This window comes from Aquimarina gracilis (genome assembly GCF_035285365.1).
Taxonomy (GTDB): Bacteria; Bacteroidota; Bacteroidia; order Flavobacteriales; family Flavobacteriaceae; genus Aquimarina; species Aquimarina gracilis.
The window spans coordinates 217759-229527 of the sequence record NZ_JAYKLX010000011.1 but is presented as its reverse complement, the minus strand read 5'-3'; the positions used below and the strand labels follow the sequence as shown (position 1 = coordinate 229527).

The following is an 11769-nucleotide window of genomic DNA, read 5'->3' as shown; positions in this document are numbered from 1 at the left end:
TCTCTTACACTTTAGTCCAAAAAGGATCTTCTTTTCTTATTAAACTGTACGGCTGCTTCGTGAATTGATTTATGCTCGATTTTATTTTCCACATAGTCCACCGCATCAGAAATAGTCAAATAATAGTTAGATATCCCTAACTTATCTGTAAAACCAGACCTTTTAAGAAAATCGCGCACGGGACCTATGGTGCCTACGATCAACAATTTTATCCCCAACCCCTCCAGATATTGATGAATATCCTCCAGGACATGTAAACCCGTACTGTCAATATCATGCATATTGGTGTTATCCAGAATCAGAAACTTAGGCAGTTTTTCGCGTCTAGAAACATAGGCTTGTATAGCGTCCTTAAAATACCCTGCATTACCGAAGTATAACTGATTGTCAAAGCGAATTATTAAGTATATTTCTGATTGAATTGCATCAGGAAATCTATTGATATTTCTGTAATACGAGGTCCCTGGTATGTTCACCAGCTCTGCTATGTGCGGACGAGCACTGTAGTATTGCAGGAAAACGAAGGATAAAATCACTCCAATAAATATTCCATTTTCTACACCGAAAATTAGTGTCCCAAAAAAAGTAATGATCATTACTATAAAATCTCGTCGCCTTAACTTAAATAAATATTTAGCTTCACCATAATTAATCAAACCAAATACCGAAACTAGTATAATAGCCGCCAATGCTGCCTTTGGTATATAGTAAAAGAAGCTAGTAAGAAATAAAAGCGACAATAAGACCATTATGGCAGTTATCATAGAAGAAACTGTTGTCTTCCCTCCTGCCTCATCGTTGATTGCGGTTCTACTATAACTTCCTGATGAAGGTACAGCTTGAAAAAAAGCTCCGATGACTTTTGCCATACCCAAAGCAAACAACTCCTGGTTAGGGCGGATAATATGATCCCTATTTTTCATCTCCATCGATTTTGCAATCCCAATACTACCAACATACCCAATAAATGTTACGGTAAGCACCGATGGCAAAAGAGCAACCATATTCTCATAACTCATCTCAGGAATCATAAATGAAGGCAAACCCTTTGGAACTTCTTCTATAATTGCCACACCTTTTTCATTCAACTTCAAAAAATATGTAGCTACCGTAGCCAAGACAAGCACTGTAAGTGAGCCGGGAAACGCCCGTTTCCACTTTTTTAAAAGAAGTATCATTACTATGGAAAGCAAACATATTCCGAAGGTTATCCAATTGGTTTCAAAAATATGCCCAATGGTATACCCTATAGTTTGGTGTGTGTACTTAAAATTAGGGATTTCTATCCCAAACCCTTCTTCAAATTGAGAAACAATAATAATGATGGCCGCTGCCGAAATAAAGCCCGAAATTACAGGTTGCGAAATAAGATTTACCAAAAACCCCATCTGCAGAATGCTCATCAAAATTTGGAGCATACCAATAAGTAAGCTGGCAAATAAAACAAGTTCTACAAACCTATCGGTAAAAGGATCGGCCAATTGACTTACTCCACTCATGACCAAAATAGCCGTAACAGCAACCGGACCGATACTTAATTGTCTTGAAGTACCAAAAAAAGCATACAAAACCAAAGGTACAAGACAAGCGTACAATCCATAAATTGGAGGAACCCCCATTAAAAGTGCATAAGCAATCGCCTGAGGGATCAAAATTACTCCTACGGTAACCCCGGCAATAATATCTTTTTTAAGAATAGATTTGTTGTATTCTTTGGTACCAAAGAATTGAATAATGGGAATTATTTTATGCAGAGTTTTGACTTTTCTGAAATTTTGGTTGATCATGTAAATCTACAACAGTTGATAATTTATGCCAAAAGAATTTACAATTCATGAAATCATTTACAGGTTTTCTCTATTTTTGAATACAAAGAGACACTTCCTAACATAATTTAATGAGCGAAACATTACTTCTTCTACTTCTAGCACTTATTGGTTTTATTGCGGGTGTAATTAACACTATGGCGGGAGGTGGTTCGCTACTCACCTTACCCATGCTTATCTTTATGGGATTACCACCAGCAGTGGCCAATGGGACTAACCGAATTGGAATATTAATCCAAAGCATTACATCTATTGCAGGTTTCAAAAGCAAGGGAGTTAAACCTTCAGTTTTTGGAGTTTATTTAGGTGTTTCCGCTTTGATAGGCTCACTTATTGGTGCGCAAATTGCAGTAGATATCAAAGGAGAAACTTTTAACAGAATCCTCGCCATTATCATGGTTTTTGTAGTTTTATTTATGGTTTTTAAACCCAAGGTAAAAGTTGAAGATCTTATTGAAAGAACCTCTGGAAAATATTTATGGCTGTCGGTAATAGCATTTTTCTTTATAGGCGTGTATGGAGGATTTATTCAGGCAGGTGTAGGTATCTTTATTTTATTGGCGCTAACTTCTATCAATTACATGAGTCTGGTAATGTCAAATGCCGTGAAAGTACTTGTAGTCTTTATTTATACCATTGGTGCCATAGCAGTTTTCGCCTACAATCAACAAATTGATTATCTATATGGTCTTGTACTCGCATCGGGTAATGCCACCGGTGGATGGATCGCAAGTAGATGGGCGGTAAAGAAAGGCGATGGTATTGTCAAGGTCTTTTTGATTATAATGGTTATTGCAATGGCTATCAAACTATGGATAGATAACTAGAACCATGGCAAAACCTTTATTTTTTAAAGTGATTATTCTTATCTTTCTAAATCCAACAAACACAAAATCGTCTTAAAATGAAAACTTTTATCCCCTGCCTTTTATTTGTTTGCTTGTTCCTTATACAATGTAAATCGCAAAAAAAAGAAGATTCTGAAGTAGTAAACGAAACTGTTGAAGACACAATCCAAAAAGCTCCCGAGAAAAAGGTAGCAGATATAATTATAGATCCTATCGGTCATGCCTCTGCAATCATTGAATGGAAAAACAAAGTCATCTATATTGATCCAAATGGAGGTGCAAAACCTTATACCAACAAGAAATCACCTAACATTATTCTAATTACAGACATACATGGTGATCATATGAATATTGACACATTAGATAGTTTGGATATGGCAAAAGCTGAAATCGTGGTTCCACAAGCTGTTGCCGAAAAACTTCCGGCAAGTTATACTGAGCGTCTTGTAATTATTAATAATGGAGAAACAAAAGAAGTGCAAGGAATACCTATTGAAGCTATTCCAATGTACAATCTTCGTGAAAAAGCGCTAAAATTTCATAAAAAAGGAAGAGGAAACGGGTACGTGATCACCTTGGATAAAGAACGTATTTATTTCTCTGGCGATACCGAAGATATTCCTGAAATGCGAGCGCTTAAATACATCGACAAAGCCTTTGTATGTATGAATCTTCCATATACAATGACAGTTGAAAGTGCGGCCAGTGCCGTATTAGAATTCAAACCTAAGCAGGTATATCCATATCACTATCGCGGACCCCAAGGCCTTAGTGATATAAAAAAGTTTAAACAACTTGTTTCCAAAGACCCAACTATAGAAGTGGTTCAGCTAAATTGGTATCCCAAAGCAGAATAGTGTTTATATACCTATATTTGCTCTTTTTTAGTAAAAATGAGTACCAATAGCCTTCATAAACATTTTGCAATTTATAAACCGTATGGCTTTTTGAGTCAATTTGTAAATAACGGACAAAAACAAAACTCAAAAAGATTGCTAGGAGAGCTTTATGATTTTCCTGAAGGAACTATGGCAATAGGTAGGCTCGATGAAAAATCTGAAGGACTGCTATTATTAACCACCGATGGCAAAGTAAGCAATCATATTTGCAGCGGTAAGATAGAAAAAGAATACTTTGCTCAAGTAAATGGCAACATTACTCCTGAAGCCATCAAGAAACTGCAAGAAGGTGTAGAAATTGGTTTTAGTGGTAAAAAATATATTACTGCTCCCTGCAAAGCATTTAAATTAACGGATATCCCTAAATTTCCTGAACGGTCAAAAAAAATACGTGATGATCGACATGGTCCAACCAGTTGGGTTTCGATTACACTACGAGAAGGAAAGTATAGACAAGTACGTAAAATGACTTCAGCCGTTGGATTCCCTACACTAAGACTAGTAAGAATACGCGTTGATAATATACGTTTGAATCAAATGAAGGTCGGAGAAGTGAAAGAACTTGACGAGAATAACCTACCCTAAAAACTTAAAAGCTTCAAAATCAAATTTCAAGGAGTTGTATTAAACGGTTCAAATGAGGTAAAAACAGAAAAATCAATCAAAAAAACAAAGAATTTCAGTCTTTAAGGCATTAATTGAAGATCTTCTCATAAGCTTATTTATTGTTATCGTAAGTATTATTTTCTTAAATGAATTCGTTGAAAAAGCAATGTAAATATTTGCAATAGCGCATTTAGAATTTACCAACTTATTTTTTCCTTCTTTTTCCAATTGAAAATTCCTGTTGCCTTTCTCTTCGTCTTCAACAATTAATCCTTCCAAGTATAGAAATTTTGCATTATACGGTACAATTGGAAGATTATATTTAGGAATCCAAGCTTCAAAACCTCTTTCTAACTCTGGTAATACTTTGTCTAGGGTTTCTTGATAAGGGATATTTGCTTCCTTAAAATACTCAGACACATAATTGGCAGGGTTTTCTACATTGGGTGGAGCAGCAACACTTACCGTCATGCCAGATGAATAGTAAATATGGCAGTATTTTGATACACCTCCTGCTCCAGCCTCTCCACTCATTCGTTGAGTAGTTTTTGAAACGTTTCAAGATATTGACCAACATGATACCCATCAGCCAATCCATGATGAACATGTACCGACACCGGTAAAGTGAGTTTACCTTCTGTTTTTGTATACTTACCAAAAGATATCTTTGGAACACTGTCTTTAAATTGAAAATGTCTGGCGTGCGATAATCCGGTAAAATTATACCAAGGAATAGAAGAATAATGAATAGTATCCAAACGTTTGGCTGCATTACTATGTCTCAATCCCTTACTGTTCTTAACAGCGTCAATTTCTTTTTGTGATTTTGAAACAAACGTTTCAAAATCTTCATTATACTCCATAAACGAGAATCCAAAGGTATGATCTTCTCTTCCAATAGTGGGTGAAGCATGAATTCTATCATATAAATACACCTCTTTATTTTCGATTCTATACCTAAAAGCTTCTACACTGTTCGCAGCCTTTAAGGACTTGTGTAAATAGAATAAAAAATAAGGATATCCCATATCCTTAATCTTTTGGTATCCTCTTGTAAAATCTAAATTAGTACTTATACCAAAAAAAGGTTCATCAAAACCTCCAAAGAACTCAAAATGTTCTTTTCGGTTCCAGGAATTGAGATCTAATTTGGTTTTCATCGGTTTATAATACTTCTAAGAGTTGACTTGCTCTGGTAAAGCTTCTAAAATTTGGATGTTCAATTTTGCCATCCACCATTTCGTGTGCCCAGGTAGTATGAAACGGGATATGAAAAGCGTGAGCACCTATATTAAGTACCGGAAGAATATCTGATTTTAAAGAATTACCTACCATTAGAAATTCATTTTCTGTAATATCCAGGTGTCTTACTAACTTTTTGTATTGCTTTTCGGTCTTATCAGAAACAATTTCAATATGATGAAAATGTCTTTCTAATCCAGATTTTATAAGCTTTCGCTCCTGATCCAACAAATCTCCTTTTGTAGCCATAACTAACCTATACCTTTTAGAAAGCTCTTCAAGGGTACTATCAATACCATCTATAAGCTCTATAGGTTCCTCAAGCATTTGCTTTCCTTTTTCGATTAACTTTTCTACTAGACCTATCTTCATATCGCCATTAGAAATAGTAATAGCGGCCTCTATCAAAGAAAGTGTAAATGGTTTAATACCATAACCGTAAAGAGGCAAGTTTTTCATTTCTACATCAAAAAGTAGTTTACCTGCTTCTTCCCTGGGCATATAATCGGTAAGAAGATCACACAATTCTTCTTCGGCACTTCTAAATATGGTTTCGTTTACCCATAACGTATCATCGGCATCGAAAGCAATTACTTTAATGTTTTGCATCGACATTTATCGAACTAGTTTTTTGTATTTGATTCGTTTAGGCATCAAATCACCTCCCAAACGTTTCTTTTTATTTTCTTCATAATCAGAGAAGCTACCTTCAAAGAAATATACCTGCGAGTCTCCTTCAAAAGCCAAAATATGTGTACAAATACGATCTAGGAACCAACGGTCGTGAGAGATCACTACAGCACATCCGGCAAAGTTTTCTAGCCCTTCCTCAAGCGCTCTTAACGTATTAACATCTAGATCATTAGTAGGCTCATCTAAAAGTAACACATTACCTTCTTCTTTAAGTGTCATTGCCAGGTGCAAACGGTTACGTTCACCACCGGACAGGGTAGAAACTTTCTTATTTTGTTCGCTTCCGCTGAAATTAAAACGGCTCAGATAGGCTCGGGAATTAACTTGACGTCCGCCCATCATTACTAACTCTTGTTCATCGCTAAAGTTTTGCCATATGGTTTTATCAGGATCTATATTGCTATGACTTTGGTCTACATAAGCAATTTTTGCCGTGTCACCTACATTAAAACTTCCTTTATCAGGCTGCTCTTCACCCATAATCATTTTGAAAATGGTGGTTTTACCGGCACCATTTGGCCCAATAATCCCAACAATCCCTGCTTGAGGTAGATTAAAATTCAAGTCTTCGTATAATAGCTTTTCACCAAAAGCTTTGCTTACACCTTGCGCCTCAATCACATTGGTACCTAATCTTGGTCCGTTGGGGATGTATATTTCAAGTTTTTCATCCACTTGTTTTTGATCTTGATTTAGCAACTTATCATAATTACTTAATCGCGCTTTTTGTTTGGCTTGACGACCCTTTGGAGCCATTCTCACCCATTCCAGCTCTCGTTCTAACGTCTTTTGACGCTTAGAAGCTTGTTTTTGCTCTTGTGCCAAGCGTTTTGCTTTTTGATCTAGCCATGAAGAATAATTTCCTTTCCATGGGATTCCCTCTCCTCTGTCTAACTCCAATATCCATCCGGCTACATTATCCAAGAAGTAACGGTCGTGAGTTACCGCTATTACAGTTCCCTTATATTGTTGTAAATGATGTTCTAACCAATGCACCGACTCTGCATCAAGGTGGTTAGTAGGCTCGTCTAGTAACAATACATCTGGTTCTTGAAGTAATAATCGACATAATGCCACTCTACGTCTTTCTCCCCCAGAAAGCACACCAATTTTCTTATCCGGTTCCGGAGTACGCAATGCATCCATAGCAATTTCAAGCTTTGTGTCTAGTTCCCAGGCATTGCTGGCATCGATTTGATCTTGTAGATTTGCTTGCTTATCCATAAGTTCCTGCATTTTATCAGGATTCTCATACACTTCTGGCAACCCAAACATATCATTGATCTTATTATACTCATCTAAAACAGCAACGGTTTCGGCAACACCTTCTTTAACAACTTCTAATACCGTCTTTTCCGGATCTAGTTGAGGTTCCTGTTCCAATAAACCTACGGTATATCCTGAAGAAAATACTACATCACCCTGGTAGTTTTTATCTACACCGGCAATGATCTTAAGTAATGTAGATTTACCAGAACCATTGAGTCCCAAAATTCCTATTTTGGCACCATAAAAAAAACTTAAATATATATTTTTAAGTACCGGAGTATTTGCACTTTTGTAGGTTTTTGTTACTCCGGACATCGAGAAGATAACCTTTTTATCGTCTGACATAAGCCCTTAAATTGTTTTAATTTTTGAAAATATTATTCTTGAAGATTATACTCTTCCTTTTAAAGCATTAAAGACCCATGCGATAGCAAAAAAGCCTAAACCAACGGCAGCAAAGCCATATCCCGAAACGTCTCTATATCTAAATGCTCCTAAACCTATAAGTAAAAGCCCAACCAAAATCATTATAAATGTTGCCCAGGCAAGTACTGTATTTTTATTCATTCCCATAAATTGTTATTTAGTTACTTGGCAATGTATATATAAACATGACCAGATGCAAATATCGGTATTTTATCCCCAAAAAGTATGTTTTTAGAGTAACGTTAATATATTAAAATAGCTTATCAACTGGATTACAGTTAATTAAAAATTAACTTTTGTGAAAACCAAAACTAACAATAAGGTGTTCTACTTAAAAGACTTTTATTTGAATAAATAGAATTTTATTTTTTCTTCTTTCTATTGAATATTTACCGTTTCAAAATATCGCACAAACAACTCTCTTTTTGTATTTTCGTGCAAACAATACACACAAATACACAGATGGATATAAACTTCAATAAAAACGAAGATCACAATAAACAGTTAGTTTCCGATCTAAAACAAAAACTTGCAAAGGTAAAATTAGGCGGAGGCGAAAAAAGAATTGAAAAACTACATGCAAAGGGTAAAATGACCGCCCGAGAACGTATTGATTATTTGCTCGATAAAGGTTCAAAGTGTATCGAAGTAGGAGCTTTTGCTGGTGAAGAGATGTATAAAGAACACGGTGGATGTCCCAGCGGTGGCGTTGTAGTTAAAATTGGATATGTAAGTGGAAAACAATGTATTGTTGTGGCAAATGATGCCACAGTAAAAGCCGGTGCTTGGTTTCCTATAACCGGAAAAAAGAACCTAAGAGCTCAAGAACTTTCAATAGAGAACAGACTTCCTATCATTTATTTGGTAGATAGTGCCGGTGTTTATTTACCTATGCAAGATGAGATTTTTCCAGATAAAGAGCATTTTGGAAGAATTTTCAGGAACAATGCGGTTATGAGTAGTATGGGTATTACCCAAATATCTGCGGTAATGGGAAGTTGCGTCGCTGGAGGAGCATATTTGCCAATTATGAGTGACGAGGCACTCATCGTTGATAAAACCGGAAGTATTTTTCTCGCAGGTAGTTATTTGGTAAAAGCTGCAATTGGAGAAACTATAGACAATGAAACTCTTGGCGGAGCTACAACGCATTGTGAAATATCTGGAGTTACCGATTATAAGGCCAAAGATGACAAGGATGCCTTGGATACAATTAAAAATATTATGTCAAAAATTGGTGATTTTGATAAAGCTGGATTTAACAGAACTAAGCCCTTAAAGCCCAAAGAGAACCCCAGTGAAATCTATGGTATTCTTCCAAAAGCAAGAAATGAACAATACGACATGATGGAAATTATCAAAAGATTGGTCGATGATTCGGATTTTGAAGAGTACAAAGCGGGCTATGGGCAAACTATTCTTACCGGTTATGCCCGTATCGATGGGTGGGCCGTTGGTATTGTTGCAAATCAACGAAAAATAGTAAAAACCAAAAAAGGTGAAATGCAGTTTGGTGGTGTAATTTATTCTGATTCTGCAGATAAAGCCACTCGATTTATTGCCAATTGTAATCAAAAAAAGATTCCTTTAGTATTTCTGCAGGATGTAACCGGATTTATGGTTGGTAGTAAAAGTGAACATGGCGGAATCATAAAAGATGGAGCCAAAATGGTAAATGCAGTAAGTAATAGTGTAGTACCCAAGTTTACGATTGTTGTTGGAAACTCTTATGGTGCTGGTAACTATGCGATGTGTGGTAAAGCCTACGACCCAAGACTTATTTATGCATGGCCAAGTGCAGAACTTGCGGTAATGGGTGGTGCACAAGCTGCTAAGGTTTTACTGCAGATAGAAACTGCATCAATGAAAAGTAAAGGAGAAGAATTATCTGAAGAAGATGAAAAAGCACTTTATAATAAAATAAAGGCAAGATATGACAAGCAGATTTCTCCATATTATGCCGCTGCCCGTATTTGGACAGATGGAATTATTGATCCCCTTGAAACCAGAAATGTCATCTCTATGGGTATAGAAGCCGCCAATCACTCCCCTATTGAAAAGAAGTTTAATTTGGGGGTTATCCAAGCATAATATGCAATAATGAGAATATTTCAGGTTGTTTTGACTATCATACTTTCTGTTGTAATTTCAACTTTGAACGCCCAATCTAATATTGAAAAGGCAGAACAAATTGAGAAAGATTTGCAACATTCCAAAGAATTGATGCGTAGAAATATTGATAGTTCTTTGTTCTATGCTAACGAAGCACTCCTTCAATCCAGATCAATTATTAATGACACTCTTTTGGCAAAGTCACATCTGCAAAAAAGTAGTGTTCTTATCTTTAAAAAAGGGTTCAAAGAGGCCGATTCACTTCTTCAGCATAATCTTACCCAACAGTTACCAAAACATCTTGAAGGTCAAACGTTACACAATCTAGGTACAATCCAATATTATAAGCAAGATTTTCAAAAGGCATTGGATATCTATCTGAAAGCGGCCAAAGTCCTGGAAAAAGCCAAAAATTCAAAACAATTGGTAAATACTTATACTAATATTGGATCTATAAATGCTTCGCTGAAAAATTTTAAGAATGCACAATTGTACCTTGAAAGAGCACTTCCATTAAGTAGTTTTAATGAAGTTCTAAGATTGCAAATACTTGTTAATCTTTGTAATATTTATAGGGAACAGAAATTATATAAAAGATATACCAATAACATCTTTGAAGCTGAAAAATTAGCCAAAAAATATAATGCCAAGAATATTCTTTCTGTAATCTATAACAATTTGTCCGATTATTATACCTCTGATGATGCCGATTATGACAAAGCACTTGATTATGGAAAAAAGGCAATCGTACTAAAAAAGGAACTAAAACAATACCCAACACTTAACATATCTTATAATAATGTTGGACATTCCTACCTGAAGAAAGGCGAATTTAGAAAAGCAATCACTTATCTAGACAGTGCCGTGCCTGGGGCACAAGGAACTTTAAAAACCTATATTTATAATAATCTAAAAGAGTCCTACGCCGGACTTAATGACTATAAAACCGCAATGCATTATGCTAATTTAATGGATCAGCATAAAGATTCTATTAACGCGGCAAAACAAAAGGAAAAAGTCGCTGAACTAACTGAAAAATTCGAATCAGAAAAAAAACAACAACAAATTGATATTCTGGATGCACAAAATGAGGTGCAAGCACTTACAATTTCTCAGCAAAAATATCTACTTATTGTATTGGCAGCCTTTGGACTATTGTTTTTAATTTTGGGTTATTTTGGATTTAAAAACTACAAAACAAAACAGCAATTAGATACCCTCTTGTTAAAACAAAAACTTAGAAAAACTCAACTTAATCCTCATTTTTTATTCAACTCGTTACAGAGCATCCAAAACTTTATCCATAAAAATGATAAAGAAAAATCCAGCTCGTACCTGGCAAGTTATTCTAAATTAATTAGGTTAATTCTTGAAAAATCAGACGAAAACTTCATTAGTGTATCTGAAGACAAGTTAGCTCTTGAATCTTATCTTAATCTACAACAACTCACCCATAATAACTCCTTTACATATTCTATTGAGGTTGAAGATAGCATAGATGAAGATTTTGATCAACTCCCCTCGCTCATTACACAACCTTTTGTTGAAAATGCGGTATTGCACGGAATGAAAGACGTCGAAAATGGTAAGATTCTTATTTTATACCAAAAAAGGGGAAATGACTTATGTGTTTCTATAATAGACAATGGAAAAGGATTTGAAACAAAAACAGAAGACTCAAAAAGACTACATAAATCTATGAGTATGAATATCATAAAGGAGCAGTTAAAGAACCTAAGCAACTCCTCCAAGGGATTCAATGGAGACATTTCTATGAACTCCACAAGTAAAGGAACAGAAATAAAATTACGGTTTACAGCTGCATAAATAAATGCATCGTATCTTTAT

Annotated in this window: 11 protein-coding genes; 5 read left to right on the top strand and 6 right to left on the bottom strand. The window is 35.5% G+C overall.

Features of this window, described 5'->3' with window-relative positions; translation table 11 throughout:
• Positions 1-11 precede the first annotated feature (11 nt).
• On the bottom strand, positions 12-1787 hold the full coding sequence (locus tag U6A24_RS21795; protein WP_324182145.1) for a SulP family inorganic anion transporter: 1776 nt from the start codon (positions 1785-1787) through the stop codon (positions 12-14).
• A 110-nt stretch (positions 1788-1897) separates the two neighbouring features.
• Between U6A24_RS21795 and U6A24_RS21790 the strand changes: the two genes are divergently transcribed.
• From U6A24_RS21790 to U6A24_RS21780, 3 genes are all read left to right on the top strand, one after another.
• A complete protein-coding gene (locus tag U6A24_RS21790; protein ID WP_324182144.1) occupies positions 1898-2653 on the top strand; it encodes a sulfite exporter TauE/SafE family protein in 756 nt (251 codons plus the stop codon).
• Positions 2654-2730: 77 nt separating this feature from the next.
• On the top strand, positions 2731-3531 hold the full coding sequence (locus U6A24_RS21785) for an MBL fold metallo-hydrolase (protein ID WP_324182143.1): 801 nt from the start codon (positions 2731-2733) through the stop codon (positions 3529-3531).
• 36 nt (positions 3532-3567) lie between these two features.
• Positions 3568-4158, top strand: coding sequence for a pseudouridine synthase (locus U6A24_RS21780; protein WP_324182142.1), 591 nt, complete (start codon positions 3568-3570; stop codon positions 4156-4158).
• A 72-nt stretch (positions 4159-4230) separates the two neighbouring features.
• Here the strand turns inward: U6A24_RS21780 and U6A24_RS21775 are convergent, their stop codons facing one another.
• The 5 genes from U6A24_RS21775 to U6A24_RS21755 are packed head-to-tail and all read right to left on the bottom strand — an operon-like array spanning position 4231 to position 7956.
• Entirely contained in the window at positions 4231-4713 is a 483-nt protein-coding gene (locus tag U6A24_RS21775; RefSeq protein WP_324182141.1) for a hypothetical protein, read from the bottom strand.
• Positions 4710-5339, bottom strand: coding sequence for a chloramphenicol acetyltransferase (locus tag U6A24_RS21770; protein WP_324182140.1), 630 nt, complete (start codon positions 5337-5339; stop codon positions 4710-4712). Before U6A24_RS21770 ends, U6A24_RS21775 begins: the two co-directional genes overlap by 4 nt.
• 4 nt (positions 5340-5343) lie before the next feature.
• Complete coding sequence (locus U6A24_RS21765; protein WP_324182139.1) at positions 5344-6036, bottom strand: HAD family hydrolase; 693 nt, start codon at positions 6034-6036, stop codon at positions 5344-5346.
• On the bottom strand, positions 6037-7728 hold the full coding sequence (ettA, locus tag U6A24_RS21760; protein WP_324182138.1) for an energy-dependent translational throttle protein EttA: 1692 nt from the start codon (positions 7726-7728) through the stop codon (positions 6037-6039). It abuts the gene before it with no gap.
• Between the two features lie 45 nt (positions 7729-7773).
• On the bottom strand, positions 7774-7956 hold the full coding sequence (locus U6A24_RS21755) for a CAL67264 family membrane protein (protein WP_324182137.1): 183 nt from the start codon (positions 7954-7956) through the stop codon (positions 7774-7776).
• Positions 7957-8271: 315 nt separating this feature from the next.
• On the opposite strand from U6A24_RS21755, the gene U6A24_RS21750 reads away from it, so the two are divergent.
• Together U6A24_RS21750 and U6A24_RS21745 are read left to right on the top strand one after the other, a co-directional pair.
• The gene (locus U6A24_RS21750; RefSeq protein ID WP_324182136.1) at positions 8272-9900 is read left to right on the top strand and encodes an acyl-CoA carboxylase subunit beta; all 1629 of its coding nucleotides are present in this window, start codon (positions 8272-8274) and stop codon (positions 9898-9900) included.
• A gap of 9 nt (positions 9901-9909) precedes the next feature.
• Positions 9910-11748, top strand: a complete 1839-nt coding sequence (locus tag U6A24_RS21745; protein WP_324182135.1) for a tetratricopeptide repeat-containing sensor histidine kinase — start codon at positions 9910-9912, stop codon at positions 11746-11748.
• Positions 11749-11769: the final 21 nt, after the last annotated feature.

What these genes read in the sequence shown, in the direction of transcription:
- ettA (WP_324182138.1), bottom strand. Translation starts at nt 7,728, where the DNA reads ATGTCAGACGATAAAAAGGTTATCTTCTCGATGTCCGGAGTAACAAAA.
- U6A24_RS21745 (WP_324182135.1), top strand. Translation starts at nt 9,910, where the DNA reads ATGAGAATATTTCAGGTTGTTTTGACTATCATACTTTCTGTTGTAATT.
- U6A24_RS21775 (WP_324182141.1), bottom strand. Translation starts at nt 4,713, where the DNA reads ATGAGTGGAGAGGCTGGAGCAGGAGGTGTATCAAAATACTGCCATATT.
- U6A24_RS21790 (WP_324182144.1), top strand. Translation starts at nt 1,898, where the DNA reads ATGAGCGAAACATTACTTCTTCTACTTCTAGCACTTATTGGTTTTATT.
- U6A24_RS21770 (WP_324182140.1), bottom strand. Translation starts at nt 5,339, where the DNA reads ATGAAAACCAAATTAGATCTCAATTCCTGGAACCGAAAAGAACATTTT.
- U6A24_RS21755 (WP_324182137.1), bottom strand. Translation starts at nt 7,956, where the DNA reads ATGGGAATGAATAAAAATACAGTACTTGCCTGGGCAACATTTATAATG.
- U6A24_RS21795 (WP_324182145.1), bottom strand. Translation starts at nt 1,787, where the DNA reads ATGATCAACCAAAATTTCAGAAAAGTCAAAACTCTGCATAAAATAATT.
- U6A24_RS21780 (WP_324182142.1), top strand. Translation starts at nt 3,568, where the DNA reads ATGAGTACCAATAGCCTTCATAAACATTTTGCAATTTATAAACCGTAT.
- U6A24_RS21750 (WP_324182136.1), top strand. Translation starts at nt 8,272, where the DNA reads ATGGATATAAACTTCAATAAAAACGAAGATCACAATAAACAGTTAGTT.
- U6A24_RS21765 (WP_324182139.1), bottom strand. Translation starts at nt 6,036, where the DNA reads ATGTCGATGCAAAACATTAAAGTAATTGCTTTCGATGCCGATGATACG.
- U6A24_RS21785 (WP_324182143.1), top strand. Translation starts at nt 2,731, where the DNA reads ATGAAAACTTTTATCCCCTGCCTTTTATTTGTTTGCTTGTTCCTTATA.